Source organism: Marinomonas sp. ef1, assembly GCF_002806845.1.
Lineage (GTDB): Bacteria > Pseudomonadota > Gammaproteobacteria > Pseudomonadales > Marinomonadaceae > Marinomonas > Marinomonas polaris.
Map to the genome: position 1 here is coordinate 325,095 of NZ_NHTT01000001.1, position 24,159 is coordinate 349,253.

A 24,159-nucleotide genomic window follows, 5' to 3' on the forward strand; every position below is an offset into this window, starting at 1 on the left:
ATGAGCATTCCAACGATACCTTCTTACCTTATGCCAACATCTGATACGTTCCCAAATCAAAAAGTAAATTGGGTATTGGAGCCAAAGCGTGCGGTGTTTTTAATCCATGATATGCAGGCTTATTTTTTGCGCTTTTATGATGCGGATTCCGAGCTAATTAAAACCCTTAAACAAAATCTTGCGGCCATAAAAGCATACTGCCGAGCGAATGGCATTCCTGTTGTATATACGGCGCAACCCAATGATCAAAAGCCTGAAGATAGAGCCTTGCTGAATGATATGTGGGGAAGTGGATTAAACAATTTCCCTGAATTGCAAAAAATTGTCGAAGAGTTAACGCCAGATGAGCACGATACAGTCTTGGTGAAGTGGCGTTATAGCGCATTTCATCGCTCTAACCTTCAAGAACTTATGCAGAGCTGGGGACGCGACCAGTTATTGATTGGTGGTGTTTATGCACACATTGGCTGCATGATTACGGCAGCTGATGCGTTTATGCGTGATATTCAGCCTTTCATGATAGGCGATGCATTGGCGGATTTTAGTGAGGGAGAGCATAGACAGGCACTAACCTTTACAGGTGGAAGAACTGGTCGAGTGATTTCAACAAAAGAGGTGTTGATTGCAACCGATATTGTGGATACTGGCTTTCGCTATGAGCAGTTAAAAGCGCAAGTTTTTGCCTTCCTTGATGACGAAGATATCCAGGAGTTTGATGCCAATGAAGAGTTGATGGATTATGGCCTTGATTCGATTCAAATCATGTCATTGGTTACCAAATGGAAAGCGCAGGGAATTGAGGTTTCTTTTCAGGAATTGGCCAGTGCTGCAACGCTAAATGGCTGGTGGCACCTTATTCAAAGCAAAAGAGAGTGTGCAGCATGATCAATCCGCTCGATTTTTCAGGGAAAACAGTTTGGGTAACCGGTGCTGGTAGAGGAATAGGGTTAGAAGTTGCGAACCAATTTACCCAATTTGGCGCAAAGGTTATTGGCTTTGACTTGTCATTTGATAATCAGTCTTATGATTTTGATTGTGTGATACTTGATATTAGCGATGAAAGTGCGGTTTTACAGACGATTCAAAACGTATTGTCAGATTTTCCACGCTTAGATGTGCTGGTTAATGGTGCAGGAATATTACATTTAGGGAGCCTTGAAGAAACCAGCTTTGAGGGTTTCAAACACTGCTTTAACGTCAATGCTGGTGGTGCGTTTTTAATGATTAAGCATACGACTCCGACGTTTAAGCGTCAGAAAAATGGGGCGATAGTAACCATTAGCTCGAATGCCGCAAAAGTACCGCGTCAGAATATGGCGGCTTATTGTGCATCAAAAGCCGCGTTATCGGCGCTCAGTCATACTGCTGGACTAGAGCTAGCACCTTATGGAGTCCGTTGTAATCTGGTTTGTCCGGGTTCTACTGATACACACATGCAACGCATGTTGTGGACAAGTGATGACGCCGAGCAAAACACCATCAAAGGCTTTCCAGAGCAATATAAACTCGGCATACCTTTGGGGAAAATTGCCCAACCTAACGATATCGCCCAAGTGGTCTTGTTCTTTGCTTCTGATATGTCGAACCATATCACCATGCAAGATATTGTTGCGGATGGTGGTGCGACGTTAAATGCGTAATTTATAATTGAATAACAATTGATTGGACTATTTATAGAAGAACCAAAAAGGCGAATCATTTCTGATTCGCCTTTTTGGTTTTTTGCGTTATTCCTAATTATTACATGCGGTAGGTAGCGCTTAAGCCGATAGTGCGAGTTTGGCCCACAGAGGCACGTACAGATCTTCCCCCATTGATTTCGTAAATTATGGTTTCGTCGGTTAGGTTTTTAACATAACCATCGATAGTTAGGCTGCCATTAACGTATTGTATGCGAGCATCGGTGCGGACGTAATCGCCAGCTTTGTAGTCTTTTGTGTTATCTAGGTCAGAATAGTACTCGCCAACATAGGTTGCATCTGCTCCAAAGGACCAGTTTTCACCAATATATTGAGTGAACCCTAGGCTTAAGTTTGTTTCAGGGGCGCTAGGAAGGTCATTTCCTTTTGAGGATTCATAATTGTCAATTTCGCTTCGTAGCAAACCAATAGAACCGCGTACTTGAAGATCATCGGTAGCCCAAGCGGTGGCTTCCACTTCTAAACCGTATGTGTGTGCTGCGTCAATATTGTTGATGCGATCATTATACATTGCTTGGTAATTAGAGTAGTCGTTATAGAACAAAGAAGTATTTAGTGTGGTGCCATTTTTGAATTGACTTTTACTGCTCACTTCGTAAGCAATAACCTCTTCACTTTCATAAGTGTAAAACTCGCGTGTTGAGTCCCATTGATAAGCAGAACCACCAGGGCTGTAGCCTTTACGAATGTTGGCGCCTAATGTTGTGGTATTTGATATTGCATGTGTTAAACCGATTTTTGGTAGGAGGCTTGTTTCGCTATCGTCGTGATCAACATCGGTACGGCCATCATTGACAATAAAGCGGTCTGCCTCTTCTCTTTCTACTCTAGCACCACCAATCAAATTTGTTTTCTCAGTTAATGCATAGCTTCCTTCACCGTAGAATGCCAATGTAGTGGTGGAGGTGTCGTTGGCAGTGTACCAATCTTGACCACGGTAAGTGATGTCTGTATCAGTGTCTTTTTTTGATACGAATAAGCCAATGACACCTGTTAGCGTCGCGTCAGGTTGATTGAAGATGATACGGTTTTCAATCGTTGTGGTATTTTTTGTTATGTCGAGTAGTGTCGTCCCAGGATATTCATCAAAGCTTACTTTGCTTTTGCTATAGGCGATATATAAAGCGTTACTGATCCCATCACCTAGATCGTAATCGATGTCTATTGCAATTGCGTCTGTTGTTGAATCTTGCAGACGTGTATTGCGACCACCACTTCCTAAAGTCATCAGTGGTCCAGAAAAGTTATTTTTTTCATCATTTGCCCAGCTTAAGTACTCTCCTTCATACTTATGATGTTCAACGGTTAATTTAGCAGTTAAGTTAGGATTACTTGCAGGCTCCCAAAGCAATTTTCCGCGTACATTGTAGTTTTCTGCATCGTTGACGTCGGGGCCAGTGTCTAGCTCATTGTTTTCTTGAGCGTAGTTCATCCAACCTTCGCCCTTAGTGCCATCGAGTGTAATGCGATATGCCAGCTCATCGTCAATTAAGGCACCTGATGACATCGCTCCTAAGTTGTATTTCAGATTTCCGTTTTCGTAATGTTCGAGTCCGGTCCGTATAGCGGATTCATTGGTAAACGTTGGGTCATTGGTTTTTATTACAACTGCGCCTGCGATCGAACTGGTACCTTGAGTTGTAGATTGTGGGCCACGTAAGACTTCCACTTGCTGGGCGTCCCAGACACCACTTGGCGTGAAATTATAGCCAGACCAATCTTGGGTACCACCATCTATTACGGTAGAAACGCGAGAGCGTGCGCCAGTGATCAAGGCGTAACCACCGGAAGCAGCTCCGTTACCACTCATTCCTCGTATCGCGACATTACCAAATGCAGAAGTGACGACGTTTGGTGCCTGCGTTGCTAGTTCTTTTACATCTTTAGTTTCGCCACTAGCAATATCTTTGCCATGAATAATGGTAACGGCTGTTGTTGTTTCTTTAATGTCTTTGTCTATTTTTTCACCAGTAACGACCAAAGCTGGTAATGCATTAACCTCTTCCGCGAATGCATTTGATGAAACACAAGCCGCATTAATGCTAATGACCGCTAGGGCGACGGTAGATAGGTTGCTTGGGAATTGAACTGATGGATTTATCTTTAAGAGAGACATGCTATCCCTTTTTGCATAAATTAGATAAAGAGTTTGTTAATCTTATTGATAATGATAATGCTTCGCAATACTATTAACTGGTGTTTTTTGATTGTTTAATAACTTGAGGAGTGATGGAGCTTTATGTTTTCCAAGAAAAAACTAATAGTCAGCATGCTGGCAGCTATCCCAATGATGAGTTTTGCTGCAAGTGAAGATAATGAAGTTAATTTGTCTGAAGATGCTGAGCAGTTAGATACGCTAGTTGTTACAGCAACAATGGAAGCTAAAAAGATTGAGGATATTCCTGCCTTTGCAACAGTAGTAACTAAGGATGATATCGCTAAATCTACAGTAAACAGTGTGGCCGATTTACTTAGAGAAACAGTAGGTGTTAATAATTTTAGTGATGAAACAGGTCGTGATTCGATTCAGATTCGCGGCTTGGATGGCGGATATACAGTTTTATTAGTAAATGGCAAACGTGTTTCTGCTGGAAGTGCTTTTGATAAAGGCAGTGATACCGATTTCAATAGTGTACCGTTGAATTCTATAGAAAGAATTGAAATTATTCGTGGGCCAATGTCTGTGCTTTATGGTGCGGATGCTATTGGTGGCGTGGTAAATATTATTACTAAAAGGCCGCTTGCTGATGCTGGCTGGACTGGTACTGCAAGTGCAGAAATGCGCAAAATTGAATCTGGGGAAGGTGGTGACCAATATCGTTTAGGTGTGTCTGGAATGGGGGCTATCAGTGATAAAGTAGCTCTTTCCGTTAGCGTTGAAGATTTAAGACAAAAAGCTTGGTTTGCTAATGAGAGTGACATTTCTCCATTGCGTGAAAAGAAAAATGCACAAAACTTAGTTTCTACTTTGACTTGGCAGGTTGCGGATAATCAGGAGGTCGATGTTGACTTTGGTTATAACCACGATGAACGTCCTTACCAAGTTTTTAATACAGGCGGTGCTACGCGCGAGCAAGAAATTACTCGTACCGATTTGGCTATCACTCATAAGGGGCGATGGGATTGGGCGAATACTACTGCTTATATTAAACGTGAAGAAAGTGATATATACGACTATAACTCTCAATATGGCGAGCCTAAAGCCCACTCTGGCCTAGAAGCAAATAACACTTATGCAAAAGGTTATGCTAACAAAGTAATTGGTATGCATGCACTTATGGCTGGTGTGGATTACCAAAATGAGCAGCTAAAAAATAGCTATACACTTTTAGATTCTGGTGAATATAACATAGATCAGTATGGTTTGTTTGCTCAAGATGAAATAGCTTTAACAGATAAGCTCATTTTTACTTTAGGTGGACGTGTAGATAATCACGATATCTATGGAAATAATTTTTCTCCTAAAGCTTATCTTGTATACAACGCCAGTAATTCATGGACTATAAAAGGTGGTGTCACCAAGGCTTTTAAAGCACCAGAAGTTAGTAAATTAAGCGAAGAGTATCGTACCGTAAGTTGTGGAGGATCTTGTACTTTGTCTGGTAATCCTGATCTAGAAGCGGAAACCAGTATTAGTTATGAATTTGGCGTGGATTATCATACCAGAAGTTTAAATGTTACCGCTGCTGTCTTCCGTAATGATATTGATAACTTGATAGAGCGTGAGGTCGGTTATGATAGTAGCGGCAAAGCTAATTCAGCTAAGTGGGTTAATGTTGCTACAGCGATGACACAAGGTTTGGAATTGAGTGCTTCAACTCCTTTAACAGATGATCTTTTATTGAAAGCAAATTACACTTATTTAGATACGGAAGCTGAAGATTCTGATGGTTTAAAAACCTCTTTAACTGGACGTCCGGAACATCAAGCAAGTTTGTCATTCGATTACCAAGTGACGGACACATTGGCAACCTACCTGTCTGTTAATTATATATCTGGTATGCAGTACTCAGGTGCAGGCAATGTGTATAGCACGCTGCCTTCGTATTACCGTACGGATATAGGTTTGACCGCTGACGTTACCGAAAACTTAACACTTCGAGCTGGTATTAAGAATATTGGAGATGTTCGTTTAGATGAAGAAGATACGGGTTATACAACTTATGAGCTTGGTCGTAACTTCTTTGTAAGTGCAGCTTATAACTTCTAAAGTGTTATGAACTGGTTGAAAAGACGTACATGCTAAAAACATGTACGTTTTTTTATGTGTGGGTTTTATAGGTATGAAAAAGCCTCCGCATAGGGAGGCTTAGGAGCATGGGTTGAAAATAGGCTTAACTTTCTTTAATTAGGTTTGGATCATTCAGTGTACTACTTCTTAGCGTTTTTAAGCTGGCCAATAGTATCAATCCAAGTCCCATTGCGACGGTACCAAAAGCAAAGATACTACCTAATGACGAGAGTAGTTTTCCTAATGCTCCGATAGAAAGTGTTCCTACAGAATCACCAGAAGCATCTTGAGCCGTCCATATGCCATTTATGCGACCTAAATAATGGTCAGGGGTATGACCTTGAACAAAGCTGTATTGCAGTAATGAGGTAATAGACACAAGGTAACCAAAGGCTGCCAGAAGGATAAGGGTAAGAGGAAAATAGGTTGTACTGCCAATTCCCATTAAACAGAGAAAAGCAGCAAGGCTGATAAGCATCATTACCAAGCCTGGTTTTGCTACATGATTTGCCCAGCCACTAATAATAGCGCCCATCGTTGCACCTAATGGAACGGCAGAATACATCAAGCCAACTGTCCAGGCGCCACCGCCGTAGACGCTATCAGCAAGGGCTGGAAAGAGCACGCGTATCGCTGTTGTTAAGGTGACTAAGGTTCCCATTATTACCACGCTGGCAACAATTTTATTGGTGCATAGATATGTAAAGCCGTCCCATAATGATTTGAGTGGATTGTGACTTTTTACTTCTTTGGGTCGCATTGTTGGTAAAGATAGAAGAGCCATAAGAGTTATGCCTGTACCCACAGCAGCAATCATATAGTTCCAAGCCACATCAGAAACAGCAATAATAACGCCGCCAATAGCTGGTGAAATGACTGTTGCTAAACGCACACTTACCATGCTGATAGCGCGAGCTTGCATGAGATTTTCTCTGCCAACAATAAAAGGCATGCACGCCATTAATGCAGTGACACCCAATGCACCAAAGAAGCCGTCCCAAATAGAGAGAATATAAATGGCCCATAAAGAGGGTTCTGGTAACCATGCATTAATGGCCATAGCGAGAAAACCTAACCCACAAATAGTTCGCGCAAAAAGGATTATGCGTTTACGTTCATACATGTCGGCTAAAACACCACCTAGAAGTAGGCCAATAAACAGGCCTATTCCTTCTAGTGCCATGACGATGCCTACATGCAAGCTGTCGTTGGTTAAAGAATACACCTGTACAGGAATGGACACGGAAAGCATGCCTAAACCGAGTATAGAAATAGTACGGGCAATAAATATATTGCGAAAATTCCTGTGGGTTGCTAATAAACTGAAATCCACAAATATTGATTTTTTCTTGGTATCGCTCACATTCACTCTCTTTTTGAAATGGTTAAGCTAATTCTGATGATGTATCAGAACGATCTTTTAAATTTAATGATGGATCTTGTTTTGCGTCATGAATAAGCTGATTGAGCAATGGCCCCAATGTTTTCAGATGCTCAGGAGATAAAATGTCTTCGTGGCTGCAATGAGCCAAAGTGTGAAAACACACTTGATCTGCATAAGGTGGCCAATCGATGGTTGGATTGATGTAATCAGGCAGCGATTTCTGTGCAATAAAGATATTCACTCTTGCATCATAGGTCGGAGTGGTGGCTTTTTTCAGTAAGCGAACTGCATCTTTATAATTGGCAAGAATTTGCTCAAGCATCTGATTTTGTTCTTGTTTGACAAAAAGTGTCATTTCACTAGGATCTTCATCTGTTATTGCAGTGCTTAGAAGTTGTGTTTGTTCACGCTCCGCGTACATAGCGGCCTCTTCTCCTTGCGGGTCATTCCAATCATGAACTTCGGCTGGATAAGTATCTAATAGACCGAGGAAGTTAACGTCTTCCCCTATTTCTCTAAGCTTAGCTGCGACGCCATAAGCAACGGTTCCTCCGAGGGAATAGCCCAATAAATAATAGGGACCGTGTGCTTGTTCTTGACGAATGACATGAAGTTGTTGGTCGATTAGTTCTTCCATCGTTGCGCTACTGGCGATTAAACCGTTGGGTCTGGGAGATTGTAAGCCAATAATAGGGTGTTCACCTTTTAAATAGCGGGATAACACACTGTATTGCCAAGCAAAGCCAGATCCAGGATAGAAGCAAAACAGTGGTTCACCTTGCCCTTCACGAAGGTAAATCAAATGGTCAAAGCCATTTGCGTTACTGGCAGTCATTGCATTGCTGCCATCCATCATGGCTTCCAGCTTTTCGCGGCTATGTTGCTCTGTGTCTTTGCTTAAGAGTCGGGCGAGTTTGGCAACCGTAGAGGTAACCATTATTTGTCCTACTGTAATAGGTCGTTTCACTTCTCTACGTATATCCGCAGCTAGCCTCATGGCGAGTAAAGAGTGACCTCCTAGTGCAAAGAAATCATCTTCAGCTTTGATGTTTTCTATTCCTAAAAGCGTTGTAAACAGGCGTGCCAGCTGACTTTCTAGTCCGATCGATGGTGCTCTAGACACGTTGGACGTGAGCGTGTTTTTTGCTATGTTGGGTTCTGGAAGTGCATTTCGGTCAAGTTTGCCATTGGCACTGAGTGGTAGGCTGCCTAAGATGACATAAGCGACAGGCAGCATATGACTTGGTAGTTCTTCGGAGAGCGCAAGTTTAACTGCTGATTCATCATAGTTTGTTGAAGCATTTAATGTGAGATAGGCCACTAACTGGCGATTATCTTGTCCCGTATTGTTGGCGGTTTCATTATTCAATGTACGGGCTACGACGACCGCTTGTTCGATTGTATTTTGTTGTAGAAGAAGCGTTTCAATTTCTCCTAGTTCAATGCGTTGGCCACGGATTTTGATTTGATTGTCCGCTCTGCCTAAATACTCAATATCCCCGTTTTCTAACCAGCGGACGATATCGCCTGTACGGTACATTCTGTCTCCGGCTTGTCCAAAAGGGTCAGCGACAAACCGAACACAATTGAGTTCTGGGCGATCTAAATAGCCAATAGCTAACTGAGTACCGCATAAATAAAGCTCTCCTGTTGCACCAATAGGGACGGGCCGTAAGTACTGATCTAGCACCCTTAGTTCTGTGTTCCACACGGGTTTTCCAATCGCGACGCCTTGGCCATGTGAAGACAAATCCTCAAAAGCGGGTTTATAAGTCACATCAACAGCGGCTTCGGTTGGCCCATAAAGGTTATGCAGTTGAGCGTTAGAGCAGTCTTTGAAAGCAATGGCTTGTGTTTTTAGCAATGCTTCACCGCTGCAGAATACCTGTTTAAGTGATTTGCAAGTAGGCGAATTATCGTCCTTGCTTTGCATGCTTGCCGTAAAAATAGCGAGCATAGAAGGAACAAAATGCAAGGTGCTGATAGCATATTGGTCGATGGTTTGCATGAGTAGTTCTGGATCGCGGTGAGCTTCAGGGGCCGCCATGACTAAAGATGCACCAACCATTGGCGCCCAAAAAAACTCCCAAACAGAAACGTCGAAACTGCAGGGCGTTTTTTGTAAGACGACGTCGTCAGGGGTGAGGTGGTATTCATGCTGCATCCATAAAATACGGTTGATTATTGCTTTATGGGAAACCAATACGCCCTTTGGACGACCTGTGGTACCTGACGTATAAATTAAATAAGCAGGATGTTCACCTGTAATCGCGCTGGCCGCTATTGGCTTGGTGTTTTTGTATTGATGTGCCGAGTTTTTATCGTAAGACTGGTCAAATAGCTCATCAAAGGCAAGGCGTTTTATGTTTGTATTTATGTTAAGAAAACGGTTTTTTTGAGAGCTCTGGGTGACTAACAATACAGGTGAGGCATCGTCGAGCATGTAGGCGAGGCGATCATCAGGATAACCAAGGTCTAAAGGTAAATAGGCCGCCCCCACTTCAATAATGGCCCAAATGGCCAAGCTTAAGTGACAGCTTCTTGGTAAGGCGACGGCAACAATATGACCTTCAGTAACACCTTCATTGCGCAGCTTTGATGCCAGGACTTGCACTTGATATCGAGCTTCTTGATAATTCAACTGATGTTGTTGATCTGAAAGGCAGAGAGCCTCCGGCGTAGTTTGTGCTTGTATTGCTAATGCCGATTGTAAGGTTAATTCAGGAACAGATTGCTTCGTATCGTTAATACGGGTAATGAAGCGAACTTCCTGAGAGCTAAGACTTTCGTATCGGCACAGTGGTCGTCGAGGGTCTTTAAGACAGATTTCAATAGTTTGCTGCAATCTATGTGCTAAGGCTTCCACTTCAAAATGCGTTAATGCACCACGGTTTTCGATAAGGAAAGTAATTTCTTCACCGGGTAATACTAATAAAGCCAATGGATAGTGACTGTAGCCGCGGTTATGAATGTCGCTGACCGTCAGTGGGTTGCCGTCTTTACCTTGTAATTTGGTGTCTAGATATCCGCTGTCCGGGTAGTTTTCCACCACTAATAAAGTATCAAACAAGGTTTGATTCCCCGTTATATTTTGTATTTCCGCAAGACCAATTGCGTCATGTTCTAAGAGTTCGATATGACGTTCTTGCATGATCGGCAACTGTTCCCAGAGCGATAAAGTAGGGTCTATCATCACGCGAATTGGCAGCGTATTTAGAAATAGGCCAACTTGGTCCTCAATACCAACGATATTGGTGCTTCGCCCAGAGACGGGCGAACCGAAAATTATGTCCTCTTTACCTGATAATAGATTTAATGCTTGGGCCCAAAGTGCTTGCATGAAAACATTTAAGGTCACACCACGTTCTTTAAGTTGAGATGTTAGCTGTCTGCTTGTGGTGTGGCTTAAAGAGAGTTCAAATTCGCTCACTTCATCATGGCGCTGTTCAAATAATAGGCAAGGTTGTACTTGATGCATGACATCCTGCCATTTCTCTAAACTCGCCTTCTGATCACGATTGTATAGTTGCTTGATTACCTCGGTGTAACTATTGGGAGTAGGGCTAAGATAGTGAGTTTGTTGCTGGTAGGCATCAAGTAGGCTGCGTAATAGAAGGGGCGTAGACCAACCATCGATAATAAGGTGATGGACGATTAGGATCAGCGCCGATTTAGGTTTCCTTGTTGTTCCATCTTTTCCTAAATATACATAAGCGGCGTGAATCATGCCGGAGAATGCCTCTGTCTTATGTTGGGTTTTTAAGAAGGTTTGCTCTAGTTCTTCTAATGCGGCTGGTTTTTTATCGTCAGGATATAAGCTGATGTCATGAGTGCTCAGAGGCCATTGCCAAGTTTGTTGTTTAGTATCGGGAATGATGAATACAGGTTCTGCAAAGTGTTCGCTATCAAAAGCACCGGCTAATTGAGAGTAGCGGATTAGCAGGGCGTTTAGTGCATTCTGTAAAGTGGATAGGTTCATTTCACCGGTAAAATTTAGGCGTGTATATGCGTTGTAATTACCAGAAGCCGAATTCATCATGGTTTCAAATAATATGCCTTTTTGTAATGGTAGTAGCGGTGCAACGTCACTAATTGGCTCATAATGTAATGACAGTGTACTTAGCTGATCTTGTGATAGAGTCCATTTATTGATGTGATCAGAGGGTAAAGCGTCTGATGTGGGCGTCATCTCGACGGCAAGCTCTCGTGGAGTGCGTAGTTTGAAAACTTGGCTTGGACGCAATGCATAGCCTGTATTTCGTATTGCTGTGCAAAGCATAATGGCGCTAATACTGTCGCCACCGAGAACAAAAAAATCGTCCGTCGCGCCAATTTTGTCTATCTTTAATACTTTTGAAAAACAATCACAGAGCCGTATTTCATCTTCATTCACAGGTAATGCTTGGGCTTCTAAGGAAGCTGTAATGTCTATTTTAGGTAAGGCCTTTTTATCTACTTTACCGCTGACATTACGTGGGAAAGCTGACATAACACAAAGGCCTGATGGCACCATGTAATCAGGTAGATTATTGCGTAATTCTGCTAATAATATTTGTCCGTGGTCTTGCTGTTGTTTTGTTGATAAGCCTGGTATCACGCAATAGCCAATTAGTCTGTGGCTGTTATTTAGCGCTTCAGCAATGACAATTGCACTTTCGACATGCTCTAATTTTGAGAGAGCGTTTTCTACTTCGCCTATTTCAACTCGGTAGCCACGGATTTTAACCTGATCGTCTCCACGCCCCATAAATTCTACGTAGCCTGCTTGATTCCAGCGTACGATGTCGCCGGTTCGATACATGCGGGTGCCGGCTTGGTCGCTAAAAGGGTCAGCAATAAAACGGCTAGCACTGAGTTCCGATCGTGCCAAATAGCCGTGGGCTAAACCTGCGCCTGATATATAAAGTTCACCTAGGACGCCGATGGGAACAAGCTGTAACTGAGTATCTAAAATATAAGTATGTGTGTTTGCAATAGGGCGGCCAATGATAGGCATATCATGCTGTGTTAGGTCGGCACGCAGTGTATCTACTGTGTATTCTGTTGGCCCATAAAGATTATGAGATTTTAGTTTTGGGTAGCTTCTCAGTTGCTGCCAAAGTGCCGCTGGGCATGCTTCGCCACCAATCAATATTAGGCTTGGTTGATGGTTTGATGTGCCGGATTGATCTGCCATCAAACCATTGTTAAGCAGTTGCGCTAACAGAGACGGCGGCAAGTCCATGGCATCAATTTGGATCTTATGAACCTCTTCTACAATGGCATAGGCGTCGCGTCGCGTATCTTCATCAAACACATAGAGTTCTTCTCCTTGAATCAGCCAGAAAATCTGCAACCACGAAGAGTCGAAAGAAAATGAATGGGTGTGCGCCGCTCGTAGAGCGCGCCCTGGGTGACGTTCTTGAACCACTTTTTGGGTTGGACGGTAAATGGATTCTTGGTGAGAAAACAGTAGGTTCAGCATGGCGGCATGGGTGTTCATTACACCCTTTGGTCGACCTGTGCTACCTGAGGTGAAGATTACATAGGCGATGTCGTCCTTGCTGGGTGTTGGTCTATCTGCTTCTGTAATGTGGGTGTCTGGATGGGTGGCGAGTAACGAGACAAATGATTCATCGTCTAGGTTAATCACAGGAAGATTTAACCCTAGCGAGACACTGGAATGGGTCAATAGCAAAACGGGACATGTATCTTCACACATCATTTCCATGCGTTCTTTTGGGTATCCTAAATCCAGTGGTAAGTAGGTTGCTCCTGTATTTAGAATAGACATCATCGCGATAACAGATTGAGCGCTACGAGGCATGGCGCAGGCAATGACAGTTTTGCCTTCGGCCTGTTGAAGACTAGGGTGTGCTAGTAAAAAATGACTTAAGCGGTTGATAGCTTGACCTAGTTCGAGAAACGTAAAGCGTGTTTCAATGTCTTCGTCTGGATGGCGGCAGACAAGCGCTGTCGCTTCTGGTTTGTCTACTACTTGTTGCCAGAAAACGTCTAAAATATTGGATACGTTTTCGGGTTTGAATTGGCGCCCTTTTCCCCATGCGATAAGAGCTTTGTGTTCCTCTTCAGGTAGAATGGATAGTTGGGCTAATGGGGTTTCGGGAGCTTTCAGCCAATGCGTTAGCATGGTAAAAAGGCGTAGGCCGTGCTGCTCTAGAATCGCGGAATTATATTTATGTGCATTTGCTCTTAGCTCGAAATATGTTTTTTCTTTTTCGACAATAATACTGAACTCAAAATCATCCACAGGGCCTGTGGCCAAATGATGGGTAATGCCTGCAATGCCTGCAAAATTGAGTTCGTAATCAAACTGTTTGTAGTTGATGAGCGTGTTATAAAGCCCAGACGATCCGACCTTACCTATGTCTCGCTGAATTTGTTCTGCGCTGTAGTTTTGGTGGCGACGAATCGTTTTTAAAGAACGCTTAAACGTTTTTGTGATGTGATGCCATTGCATGTGGGGTTCTAAGTCTATTTTCATCGGCAGCACATTGACCATGGGCGCGACGGATGACACAGATACAGAGCCTAAGCGCCTCATAAAAGGCATTCCAATGACTTGGCTAGTTTGACCAGTTACTCGGAAGAGGTAGGTGGTTATAAGGCTCATTAATAGCTCAGCGCTGCTGCTTTTAATTGAGTCAGCCAGTACGTTCAGCTTTTCTAGTTGATGAGGTGTTATTGGCGTGATATGGCGTATTAAGCTTGATTTACCTAGATCGTTTATAGTGGGTGTATTTGAAAGGCTGACAGGGGATGGCATGTCAATGCAATAGTCGGTCCAGAATATTTTATCGTTCTGATATCTTTCGGATGCCTGATATGTACTTTCTTCATCTATTACCTGGGTGACTGAAATAAAAGGTGAATCGGAAATAGGTTGTTTTTTTAACAAGTGATTGTAGATATCGGCCACTCGTTTGGTGATAGCGGTGAAGCTGAATCCGTCTAACATAATATGATGGTAGCGCTGATACCAAAGCCAGACACTATGACCATTCTCTGTGATGGAAATTAATATCTGTTTCTGCAGCGGTTTTTGGCCGTCATTGGTGAGTGGAAGGTCTTGTTCTGTGTCTGCTTGCATGATTGCCAGCGCTTGTTCGCGACCTGCATTGTTTTGCGTTAAGTCGATTTTTTCTATGTGGATGTTATTAGCTTCTTTCGGGTCAAGAAGTGTTTGTTTTCCATCTCCGTAATGAGCGAGAACTGTATCGGCTTCACCAAGTGCTAAACGGATGGCTTGTTCTAAATATCCACTTTGAATATTACCTTTCATTTCTAAGCAGTGCGAAATAGTGTAGAGGTGTTTGTCTTCTGATACCTGATCAGCTAGCCATATCCCTTGTTGTGTATTGGTAAGAGGGAGTCTTTTAGATCGCATAATAGGGTTCCTTATCGGCTTTCTGTCACTGTATTATCAAATGGATTAATCGCTTTCCAATGCTGTTCAACGTACGTTACGCATTCACTTCTAGGTACAGGACCTAGCACTACTTCCCATCCTTTTGGGAGTGAGGCGAATTCTGGCCATAAGCTGTACTGCCCCTGTTGGTTTAGAAGCACAAGGAATGACAGTTTTTCATTGTCGAATGGGTTGAGGTATTGGTTATTGTCCATAGGTGTTTGGTCCTTATGACGCGGTATATAGTTGTTAATAATTAGCTATTAAGCGCCTGTAATAGGCTGTGAATGAGACCTTGGCGCCAGCATAGCCAGTCATGACCCCCCCTAAATTCTCGATAGCGAACATGATGTCCATTGCTTTTGAGTGCTTTTGCCATTATTTGGCTGACCTCTAGCATGTCTTTCTCATAGCATCCGGCCTCCATCACAATATTTAGAGGGGTTGTGGTTAAATCTGCATTTGAAATCTCTTGAATTAACCTACCTTCTCCTGGTTGAGAGTCGACATCAGGCCACCAAAATGAACCCGATTGACTGATGGCTGTAGCAAAGTATTCAGGCCAGTGAAAAGCCCCAAAAATAGCGCAAAGGCCACCAAGGCTTTGACCTGCAACGGTTGTTTTTTCAGGTTTATCCGTAATGGGGTATTGAGCATTCACCCATGGGAGTAATTCTTTCTGGATGGCGATCCAGAAATCGGTATTACAAGCAAGCTCAATATTTCTATGAGAAGTGTTAATCGAATCGATGAAGACATATTGGGCTTTCGGAAGCTGACCAGATAAGGTTAGTCCGTCTAGCTCTGCATAAATTGGTAGGTGATTTGCCCAATATTGTCCATCGAATAACAGTACGACAGGCAGTGATTCTTGAGTGTTATTACTTGTTCTGTAGAGCCAAATGCGGCGTTCATTAGTGAGTCGCTCACTTTGCCATATGCATTCTTTTAGGATGCCCTGTGTTTCTACATTTGAATATTTGAACGTGTTTTTTTTATCTTCACTTAGACAAAGGGCTGAGAGTGTTATTCCGTTTCCGTTACTATGGGCGGGTAATAAGTTTAATGGATCAGACTGCGCAGTTAAGCCCATTAATTGGATCCACCATCGGCGAATATATTGATGATTTTTGTGTAGTGGTGGGCGTTGATTGTGTGTGGCTGGCATTAAAAAATAGCTACCAAGCCAGTCGTTTTCAAGTTCTGTTTCCCAGAACCAAACATCACTACCTTTAAGTCGGGTGAAACCTGTCAGCTGCTGGGTGGGATGAGGCGTTTTCGAATAGATATCAATATAAACGGTATCGATATCAGAGCGCTTTCCATCTGGGTCTCGCCAAATAAAGGAGACAAGGCTTTTATTCTCATCGACCTTTACGATTAAAGGTGTCCCTGCTTGCTTAATATCCTGCCACCACTCATGAGAGCCTACATCTTGATGATGGAACAAAGGATTAATAGGTTGTATTTTCTGCATAGTGTTGACTTTAATAATGGCACCTTTATTAAAAGGCGCCCATTCTAAAGTGAAATAGATTTGTCTAAATTCACCTTAGAATAGGCGAGTGTCTTCAATTAGTGTTTAAGGGTTGGAAGTCAGTGCATGTTTGTCTTTTTTAAATAAGTTTGTTAAACGCTGAATCATGTTACTTGAGCTAAAATAATCGAGCCTGAAAGTATCATTTCCTACTGCGTAGATGGAGTTATTAAGGATGGCTGGAGTTTCAGCAAGGTAAGCATTGTTTTTTACCATTGCTTCTTGAGGCGGTTCTGTAGCAAACAAGAGCAATGTGTTTCCGGTTAACGCATCGGGGAAACGTTCACCACTAGCGATGACTATGTCATTGCGTTTTCCCATGCTTAAATCGCCGCGCATCGAATCTGGAATAGGTGACAAGGTGAATCCTAACTGGGTTAAAAGTTGACCCTGAGCCGATTCGGATGTCCAGATGTTGCCCCCTGTACCGTCTCGATAGTAAACCAGTGCGGTTGTTGGTTGAGGTGGGAGTGTTGCCACTTCTTTGAACTGATCTATTTGCTGATTAAACGTATCGATCAGTATGTTTGCATTTTCTTCTAAACCAATGAAGTTGCCCAATACCTTGGCAAGTTGCATCCAGCTTTTATCTCCATAGTTAATGACTGCTGTCGGTGCGATGTCTTTTAATTGATCGTAGAGCTTAAGGGCTGAATCACCACCTGTTGCGGAGATGAGTATAAGATCAGGATTTTCTCGAATAACCGCCTCCGCATTGTGTTCTGTCTGATAAAGCACCTTTAAGCCTTTCTTCGAGGCAAATTCACTCCATTGAGTGAAAAAACCTTGGTCATCAGAGATGTTGGTATTAGGAATTGTTGCACCTGAGCCAATAATGGGAGCATCAATGGCTAATAATGTTCCAGTCATGGTGACACTAGTGGAGACGATTCGTGTCGGTTGCTTGGTGAGGGTGACAGGGCCATGACTCGTCATAAGCGTTCTTGGCCATCCTGATACACCTTTACTTACCTCATCAATTTTTAGCTGCGTGGTACTTTGAGTGCTAACGTATTTATTGGATGCATCATCACAAGCTGTCATTAAAATGCATAGTGAAAGTAGGCTAGCCCAGAGGGAAAGGCGTTGAGTTCTGTGCGTCATTATCAGAGTTCCTAATGCAAATGATGTCTTTAAGTAGATATTGATTCAATTAACACATATGATAATCATTATCATATGTGTCTTACAAGGCTTATAAATACTTAATTCATGAATGTTTTTGTAGAGGAAATAGAATTGATCGAAAGTACGGGTTTACCACAACTATTGTGTAGTTTTCTTTTACCTGAAAGTCAGATTGGTAGTAGTAAGTGGTGGAAAGATGTTCACGCGATTGGAGCGCCTTTTATTAAAGTTAAAAACCCTCAAACGAGTGTTGTTCTATTTATTTGGCAGGATCCACACGGAACGGATGAGAAATCTTCAATAGCGAGCGTATTGTTGGATGTGAACTCAATCACCGATCATCACAGTTGGGAACCAGTCTGCCTGCATCGAATAAGTGGTACGGATGTGTGGTTTGGTCAGTTAACTGTGGATTCTAAATGGAGAGGCAGTTACTCCTTCATTCCAATAGAAGAGAACCAGTTGCCAGATCTTGTGCTACAAGCGGGCGATGGCTCAAGAGAAGCTCAACGCGCTTGGTGGATGTCTGTTGCTGGTAACCAAATTCCTGATCCTTTAAATCCATTGCCTGTACTGAGCTCTGGTTGGGGGATAAGTTCACCACTTCACCTTCCTAAAGCCGCAACTGAATTGGGTTGGCAAGAATGGGATCGTGGAGAATTGAATGCTATTTCAGCGAGTCGTGTTAATTCTATCGATTGGTCTTCAAAAGAACTGGGTAACCAGCGAACAGCTTGGCTTTTCTCGACTGCAACGAGTGACGCACCATTGGTTATATTGCTTGATGGACAAAAATGGGGAGCGCCAAGTGGCACACTATCGGTTCTCCAGTATTTAACAGATACCTCTAAAATAGCACCTGCTCATTATCTTTTGGTGCCTTCAATTGATGGGCTAACTCGCTGGAAAGAGCTGAGTTGTCATCACCCTTTTTGGCAATCTTTGTTAGATGAGCTTTTGCCAATAGTAACGTCAATACTTGCTAAAGACGATTGCTCTGCTACTGATTTTCTTGTCGCAGGCCAGAGTTTAGGTGGGCTTTCTGCTTTGTACGCCGGTATTACTTTTCCAGATGTCTTTTCGAAGGTGATTAGCTTATCAGGGTCTTTTTGGTGGCCTGACAAAGACCGAATGGTTGATCCTGATAATGTTATCGCGTCTAAACCTATTCCAGCCGATAGTCTTGCAGAGCAAATATTGAATGACCGAGTAAGTGTTTCGCACTTAAAGGTTTATCAAAGTGTTGGAACGGGCGAAGAAGATATGTGTGTTTACAATGAGCAGACTCGCCAGGCCATTAAAGGAAAAGGGGGCTGTGTGCGATATGAGGTCTTCTGTGGTGGCCATGATTGGCTCTCGTGGCGCTCTGGCTTGATAAAGGGATTGTTGTTTTTGATTCCTGCTGACATGGCGGATTAACTGAGTTGTTATGTCTAAATCAAAGATTATGTTGGACTTTAGTTTACTAAAAACCAATAGGCATTTTCGGGCGATTTTTATTGCGCGGTTGATGTCTGTACTGGGCATAGGAATGCTAAATGTTGCCGTGCCGGTACAAATATATGAGTTAACGGGATCAAGTTTACAGGTTGGTTTTGCCGTAGCGTTAGATGGAATGGGTATGTTTGTCGGTTTGATGCTAGGAGGTGTTTTAGCTGACAGAATGGACCGCAAATGGCTGATTCTATTTTCGCGCTTTATTTGCGGTGTTGGTTTTGTTTTGCTTGCAGCCAATGCGTATTTGTCAGAGCCAAGTCTATGGGCCGTTTATGCCATTTCCCTTTGGGACGGTTTTTTCAGTGCGATTGGAATGACAGCATTAATGGCGTCTATTCCTCATTTAGTCGGGCGAGAAAATTTGCCAACAGCGGGTGCATTGAGCATGTTGATTGTGCGAATTGGTTCCGTCATTTCACCCGCCATTGCCGGTGTGGTAATTGTGTCATTTGGGTGACATGGAACTATACCTTGGCTGCGATAGGTACGCTTTGTACGTTAATTACCTTGGTTACTTTGCCAAACATGAAGCCGCAAGAAGGTGGGCCTCAAGAACACCCGATTCGCTCTTTAATGGACGGATTTAGCTTTGTATTTACGCATAAAGTTATTCGTGCCGTTGTTGCCTTGGGTACGCTAGAAGCAGTCACCAAATCAATTCGTATTTTATTTCCTGCTTTAGCGGCAACCGCGTTTGGTGGCGGGGCGTTTGAGGTGGGGCTCATGTACGCCGCGGTGCCTGTAGGATCGACCTTAGGAGCACTTACTAGCGGTTGGGTTCGTCATGCGAAGAGGCCAGGTATGGTTATGCTGTTCACGGCGTTTTTCTCCTTTTTGTGTGTCTCTGCGTTGGGGTTTATGGGACATTTAGTGTTGATGCTGCTTGCCTTGGCGGTGTTTGGTTATCTAGGGTCGATTGGTGGTTTGCTGCAATACACCATTGTACAAGGTCATACTCCCGATCATATGTTAGGGCGAATTGGTAGCTTCTGGACAGCGCAAGATGTGGTAGGCGATTCTGCTGGTGCATTAGGCATTGGTGTGATTGTAAAAATGCTATCGCCAGTCATGGGCTTGGTCGCGCTTGGCTTTGGTTGTGCAGCAGCAACTGTATTATTAAGCGCAGGAGTGCGTTCATTAAGAAGTGTCAGCTTGATTGATACGACGCTCTTTCCTGATGATGACGTTGCTAAAAAAGAAACTCTTCAAGCAAAAGATGCTACGGCATAATCGCTCTTTTACTTGTGCAGTCTAAAAAATGGCGATGTCTCAGGACATCGCCATTTTTTTATTTATAGCTTGCTGTTCAACTATACTTGTCGGCCTTTGGGAATGATTAATGGTGTACCCGAAACAGGATCTTCCAGAATCATACAGGGTAAGCCAAATACGTCTTCAATAAGTGCTTCAGTGACTATGTCTTTGGGGGCGCCAGAGGCAATGATTTTTCCTGCTTTCATAGCAATAAGATTGTCAGCGTATCGGCAAGCGTGATTAAGGTCATGCAGAACCGCCACCATGGTATGACCTTGTAGGCGGTTTAAGTCTTGAAATAAATCCATCAGCTCAATTTGATGAGCGATATCTAAGTACGTTGTTGGCTCATCTAATAACAGTAATGGCGTTTCTTGAGCCAATGCCATTGCTACCCATACACGTTGTTTTTGCCCTCCAGAAAGTTGATCAACATGATGCTGAGCGAACTCCATTATGCCCGTTGCTTTCATTGCAGACTCTACGGCTATCTGGTCTTGTTCGCGCCAAGGCTGAAACCATTTCTGATGGGGGAAACGGCCACGAGCGACTAAATCGACCACTTTTATGCCATCAGGAGCAATTGCGCTTTGTGGTAAGAGCCCCAGTATTTTTGCTACCTCACGGGTTGGTAAGCTATGAATGTCTTGGCCATTTAGTCGTACTTGGCCAGATGTTGGTGGCAGCAATCTACTCAGTGCTCTTAGTAAAGTGGATTTTCCACAGCCATTTGGGCCAACAATAATACTGAACTTACCTTCAGGAATATCAACCGAGAGATTGTTGGCGATGATTGTTTGATCGTAACCGAGGGTAACAGATTGGGTCGACAAAGAAAGTTCTGGCAAAGCTTGATAGTCTGTATCGTTTGATTTGTTCTGCTGAATTTCTGTGACTGTTGCTGTCATTTTCTTCCCTCACGAATAATTAAAAACACTAGATAAATACCACCCAAGCTCACGGTGATGAGTCCTACCGGTAATGTCGAGCCTTCCCAGCCATGTTGCGCGATAAAATCTGCGCTAAGTAATAACAAGCCGCCGACTAGAGCGGATGATCCTAATGAGGTGCTCGCGCTGTTTTCAAGACGTTTTGCTATCTGAGGCGCGGCCAGAGCAATGAAGGCTATTGGGCCTGTGATGGCGGTGGCTACAGCGGTTAGAGCAACGCCAACAAACATTAGGGCGAGACGGGTTTTATTCACTGAAACGCCCAGCGCCGCCGCGGTATCGTCGCCCATTTCGAGTAATTTCATACGAGTATTAAGCAAAAAAGCACAAAGGATAAAGACCGTAATGAGTACCGCTGCTGGCAATATGCGCGCCCAGGTCATACCATTGAGTGTGCCTGCACTCCATAGCGCTGCTGTCATTGCTGTTTCCAATGAAACGCTGAGTATCAGCCATTGGTTAAACGCAGAAAGGGTGGCACTAATCGCGATGCCTACAATGATTAATCGAAAACCAGAATGGCCATCTCTATAGGCGAAAATATAAACGAGCAATGCTGAAAAAAGACCGCCCAGAATTGCGCCCAATACACTTAACCAATAGATATTGCCGAACAATGCAATAGACAGTAAAACACCCGTAAAGGCGCCCACATTAAAGCCAGTGATGTCAGGGCTACCTAAAGGGTTTCGAACCAGTGATTGAAATACGGCACCACTGATTCCTAGCGCCGCACCGATTACTAAGGCGGCAAACAATCTAGATGCTCGCCATTGCCACACAACAATGGATTGATATGGGTCTGCTTGGCCTGTGATAAGTTGCCAAATATCTTGAGTATTTTCGGCAATGTGTTGGCCAAAAAAAAGTGTGGCAATGATCAACGCAAGAGTAAAAGAACAAATGATTTGCTTTGGGTAGTGGCTGATAACATTGATTATTGTCAGTGTGTAGGTACGATAGATCTTCATAGTCCAGAAGCTCCTTTTTTGCGCACTAAATAAATCAGAATAGGTGCGCCGATAAACGCGGTCACAATAGAAACCCGTAACTCCCCAACAATTAATACACGCCCGATGATGTCAGCAATTAATAGCAATATAGGCGTTAGGATAAAGCAAAAGGGGATGATCCAACGTTGATCTGGGCCCACCATCCAGCGAGCAATATGCGGCATCATAAGACTGACAAAACCAATGGGTCCAGCCGCCGCAGTGGCAGCGCCACAGAGCAATGTAACTGCTATTAGCCCTAACAACTGAATCCGAGCGGGCTTGCTGCCCAGTGCTGAGGCCAAAGAATCGCCTAATCCAAATGCATTAAGAGCTGGGGTAATCGATATGGCTAATAAACAGCCACCGATGACAATAGGGGCGATAAATAATGGGACAGATAACGACCGAATATCTAGACTACCAACTGCCCAAAAACGCATTTGATCAAATGCACTTGGATTAAAAAGAGTAAGGCCAGAGCTAATACCGCCAAATACGGCGCCAATGGCAACCCCTGCTAGCGTAAGTTTCAGAGGGTCGGTTTTACCGCCGCCAATGCTGCCAACGAAATATACTAATAAACTGGCTAAAAAAGCGCCCAGAGCCGCGTAGCCAAAAAATTGAGTCAGCTGAGTTGCGCCTAAAAAGACGATGGCAATTGCTATGGCTAAACTGGCGCCTAAGTTAACGCCAAGAATGCCGGGATCCGCCAAAGGATTTCGGGTTATCGCCTGAATCAGTGCGCCAGACGTTCCAAGCGCCATACCGACAAAAAGCCCATTTAAAGTGCGTGGTAAACGACCTTCAATAACAATGGTTTTGGTAAGTCCATGTTCTTTGCCCATGAAGATATTCCACAGCATGTCCATGGAAATCGGCTTAGCCCCAATGCATAAACTGGCGATCATAATAATGAATAAAAATAGCAGCAATGCGAATAACCAAGCATATCGCTTGCTCTTTGACGCGGACATTGTGTTATTGGTCATGACTTTTCACGTCCAAACAGTGCTTGTAATCGTTTTAATAAATTGGTTGCGCTGTAATAGTCCAAGCGAAAGGTATCATCGCCAACAGAGAATACCTGTTTGTTTTGTACTGAGCTTGTTTCATGTAAATAAGGGTTATCTATAAAGGCTTGTTCTCTATCTGAGCTGGCTGAAAACAGCAGTGTGGTGTTGCCAGTTACCGCATCAGGAAACCTTTCCCCAGTAGCGATGATAATGTCATGACGAATCCCCATGCTGATATTGCCTTTTACGCTCTCGGGGATGTCAGCTAGAGTAAAGCCAAGTTCTTGTAATAATCGACCCTGTGCTGACTCTGAGGTCCAAATATTGGCACCAGTGTCGTCTTGGTAGTAGACCATGGCCGTGGTCGGTTGAGGCGGTAGATTAATTGTAGTTTTGGTGTGTTTCACTTCTTGTTCGAAGTGCTGGATCATGGTTTTCGCTTGTTCTTCTAAACCAAGAATGTCGCCAAAGATGTTTGCTAATTGCATCCAGCTTTTGTCGTCATACGCAATGACCAATGTGGGTGCGATATCTTTAAGTTGCTCATAAAGCTTGATGGCGGAATCGCCACCTGTTGCAGAAATGATGATCAGATCTGGGTTGGCTTTGATTATCGCTTCGGCATTGGGTTCGGTCTGATATAGGGGGATGATACCTCGAGTTTCTGCGATATCTGCCCACTGGCGCATGAACCCTTGTTCAGATGCAACGCTGGTATTCGCCATGGTGGCGCCAGAACCAACAAGTGGTGCCTTGATGGCGAGTAAAGTACCCGTCAAGGTGACGCTGGTGGACACAATTCTGGTTGGTTTTTTATTGAGGGTGAGTGAACCTTCAGGGGTCATGATTGTTCTTGGCCAACCCGATGAGCTTTTTTCTACCTGATCTATTTTTAATTGTGATTTGTCTGGTAAGGCTGGAGGTGATTGATCACAGCTTGCTAAAGTGAGACTTAAAAAAAGAAGAGCGAAAACTTGTTTGAAGTGTGTCATAAAACGAACCATGTCTAAAATCCTGTAGACCAAAAAGAACGCGTTATTATATAGATGAGAATGGGTTTTT

The 24,159-nt window shown here is 43.4% G+C and carries 16 protein-coding genes; 6 read left to right on the forward strand and 10 right to left on the reverse strand.

The features are described from left to right. Both CCS02_RS01470 and dhbA read left to right on the forward strand, forming a co-directional pair. A complete protein-coding gene (locus tag CCS02_RS01470; protein ID WP_072837939.1) occupies nt 1-885 on the forward strand; it encodes an isochorismatase family protein in 885 nt (294 codons plus the stop codon). Beyond that, nucleotides 882-1,640: a 2,3-dihydro-2,3-dihydroxybenzoate dehydrogenase gene (gene dhbA / locus CCS02_RS01475; RefSeq protein ID WP_072837940.1), complete on the forward strand. Its 759-nt coding sequence runs from the start codon at nt 882-884 to the stop codon at nt 1,638-1,640. Before CCS02_RS01470 ends, dhbA begins: the two co-directional genes overlap by 4 nt. A gap of 100 nt (nt 1,641-1,740) precedes the next feature. Here the strand turns inward: dhbA and CCS02_RS01480 are convergent, their stop codons facing one another. Then, the gene (locus tag CCS02_RS01480; RefSeq protein WP_100635412.1) at nt 1,741-3,816 is read right to left on the reverse strand and encodes a TonB-dependent receptor; all 2,076 of its coding nucleotides are present in this window, start codon (nt 3,814-3,816) and stop codon (nt 1,741-1,743) included. 123 nt (nt 3,817-3,939) lie between these two features. Between CCS02_RS01480 and CCS02_RS01485 the strand changes: the two genes are divergently transcribed. Continuing rightward, nucleotides 3,940-5,910, forward strand: coding sequence for a TonB-dependent receptor plug domain-containing protein (locus CCS02_RS01485; protein ID WP_072837942.1), 1,971 nt, complete (start codon nt 3,940-3,942; stop codon nt 5,908-5,910). 124 nt (nt 5,911-6,034) lie between these two features. Here the strand turns inward: CCS02_RS01485 and entS are convergent, their stop codons facing one another. The 5 genes from entS to fepB (CCS02_RS01510) all read right to left on the reverse strand — a co-directional run bounded on the left by entS (nt 6,035) and on the right by fepB (CCS02_RS01510) (nt 17,364). Further along, entirely contained in the window at nt 6,035-7,294 is a 1,260-nt protein-coding gene (gene entS / locus CCS02_RS01490) for an enterobactin transporter EntS (protein ID WP_100635414.1), read from the reverse strand. 22 nt (nt 7,295-7,316) lie between these two features. Next, nucleotides 7,317-14,702, reverse strand: coding sequence for a non-ribosomal peptide synthetase (locus CCS02_RS01495; RefSeq protein WP_100635417.1), 7,386 nt, complete (start codon nt 14,700-14,702; stop codon nt 7,317-7,319). Nucleotides 14,703-14,713: 11 nt separating this feature from the next. Beyond that, on the reverse strand, nt 14,714-14,938 hold the full coding sequence (locus CCS02_RS01500; protein ID WP_072837945.1) for an MbtH family protein: 225 nt from the start codon (nt 14,936-14,938) through the stop codon (nt 14,714-14,716). 41 nt (nt 14,939-14,979) lie between these two features. Beyond that, a complete protein-coding gene (fes, locus tag CCS02_RS01505; RefSeq protein ID WP_072837946.1) occupies nt 14,980-16,200 on the reverse strand; it encodes an enterochelin esterase in 1,221 nt (406 codons plus the stop codon). Nucleotides 16,201-16,305: 105 nt separating this feature from the next. Then, nucleotides 16,306-17,364: a Fe2+-enterobactin ABC transporter substrate-binding protein gene (fepB, locus tag CCS02_RS01510; protein ID WP_100635419.1), complete on the reverse strand. Its 1,059-nt coding sequence runs from the start codon at nt 17,362-17,364 to the stop codon at nt 16,306-16,308. Nucleotides 17,365-17,499: 135 nt separating this feature from the next. Between fepB (CCS02_RS01510) and fes (CCS02_RS01515) the strand changes: the two genes are divergently transcribed. From fes (CCS02_RS01515) to CCS02_RS22435, 3 genes are read left to right on the forward strand one after another with little or no spacing between them, the layout of a single operon-like run. After that, nucleotides 17,500-18,807 carry an enterochelin esterase gene (fes, locus tag CCS02_RS01515; RefSeq protein WP_157807961.1) on the forward strand — a complete coding sequence of 436 codons (1,308 nt, stop codon included), beginning with the start codon at nt 17,500-17,502 and terminating at the stop codon, nt 18,805-18,807. Nucleotides 18,808-18,817: 10 nt separating this feature from the next. Beyond that, on the forward strand, nt 18,818-19,342 hold the full coding sequence (locus CCS02_RS22430; RefSeq protein WP_269800417.1) for an MFS transporter: 525 nt from the start codon (nt 18,818-18,820) through the stop codon (nt 19,340-19,342). Beyond that, entirely contained in the window at nt 19,339-20,115 is a 777-nt protein-coding gene (locus CCS02_RS22435; protein WP_269800418.1) for an MFS transporter, read from the forward strand. Before CCS02_RS22430 ends, CCS02_RS22435 begins: the two co-directional genes overlap by 4 nt. Nucleotides 20,116-20,195: 80 nt before the next feature. Here CCS02_RS22435 and CCS02_RS01525 read toward each other — a convergent pair whose 3' ends face one another. The 4 genes from CCS02_RS01525 to fepB (CCS02_RS01540) are packed head-to-tail and all read right to left on the reverse strand — an operon-like array spanning nt 20,196 to nt 24,101. Then, a complete protein-coding gene (locus CCS02_RS01525) occupies nt 20,196-21,047 on the reverse strand; it encodes an ABC transporter ATP-binding protein (protein ID WP_084122076.1) in 852 nt (283 codons plus the stop codon). Continuing rightward, on the reverse strand, nt 21,044-22,060 hold the full coding sequence (locus CCS02_RS01530) for a FecCD family ABC transporter permease (protein ID WP_100635425.1): 1,017 nt from the start codon (nt 22,058-22,060) through the stop codon (nt 21,044-21,046). Before CCS02_RS01530 ends, CCS02_RS01525 begins: the two co-directional genes overlap by 4 nt. Beyond that, nucleotides 22,057-23,073 (reverse strand): Fe(3+)-siderophore ABC transporter permease, encoded by a 1,017-nt coding sequence (fepD, locus tag CCS02_RS01535; RefSeq protein ID WP_232728793.1) that lies wholly within the window; start codon nt 23,071-23,073, stop codon nt 22,057-22,059. The genes CCS02_RS01530 and fepD overlap by 4 nt, the downstream gene beginning before the upstream one ends. Beyond that, nucleotides 23,070-24,101, reverse strand: a complete 1,032-nt coding sequence (gene fepB / locus CCS02_RS01540) for a Fe2+-enterobactin ABC transporter substrate-binding protein (RefSeq protein WP_232728794.1) — start codon at nt 24,099-24,101, stop codon at nt 23,070-23,072. Before fepB (CCS02_RS01540) ends, fepD begins: the two co-directional genes overlap by 4 nt. Between the last annotated feature and the right edge of the window lie 58 nt (nt 24,102-24,159).

Excerpts from the sequence above, each read along its gene's own strand:
- CCS02_RS01470 (WP_072837939.1), top strand. The coding sequence starts at position 1 with ATGAGCATTCCAACGATACCTTCTTACCTTATGCCAACATCTGATACG.
- dhbA (WP_072837940.1), top strand. The coding sequence starts at position 882 with ATGATCAATCCGCTCGATTTTTCAGGGAAAACAGTTTGGGTAACCGGT.
- CCS02_RS01480 (WP_100635412.1), bottom strand. The coding sequence starts at position 3,816 with ATGTCTCTCTTAAAGATAAATCCATCAGTTCAATTCCCAAGCAACCTA.
- CCS02_RS01485 (WP_072837942.1), top strand. The coding sequence starts at position 3,940 with ATGTTTTCCAAGAAAAAACTAATAGTCAGCATGCTGGCAGCTATCCCA.
- CCS02_RS01495 (WP_100635417.1), bottom strand. The coding sequence starts at position 14,702 with ATGCGATCTAAAAGACTCCCTCTTACCAATACACAACAAGGGATATGG.
- CCS02_RS01500 (WP_072837945.1), bottom strand. The coding sequence starts at position 14,938 with ATGGACAATAACCAATACCTCAACCCATTCGACAATGAAAAACTGTCA.
- fes (WP_072837946.1), bottom strand. The coding sequence starts at position 16,200 with ATGCAGAAAATACAACCTATTAATCCTTTGTTCCATCATCAAGATGTA.
- fepB (WP_100635419.1), bottom strand. The coding sequence starts at position 17,364 with ATGACGCACAGAACTCAACGCCTTTCCCTCTGGGCTAGCCTACTTTCA.
- CCS02_RS22430 (WP_269800417.1), top strand. The coding sequence starts at position 18,818 with ATGTCTAAATCAAAGATTATGTTGGACTTTAGTTTACTAAAAACCAAT.
- CCS02_RS01525 (WP_084122076.1), bottom strand. The coding sequence starts at position 21,047 with ATGACAGCAACAGTCACAGAAATTCAGCAGAACAAATCAAACGATACA.
- CCS02_RS01530 (WP_100635425.1), bottom strand. The coding sequence starts at position 22,060 with ATGAAGATCTATCGTACCTACACACTGACAATAATCAATGTTATCAGC.
- fepD (WP_232728793.1), bottom strand. The coding sequence starts at position 23,073 with ATGACCAATAACACAATGTCCGCGTCAAAGAGCAAGCGATATGCTTGG.
- fepB (WP_232728794.1), bottom strand. The coding sequence starts at position 24,101 with ATGGTTCGTTTTATGACACACTTCAAACAAGTTTTCGCTCTTCTTTTT.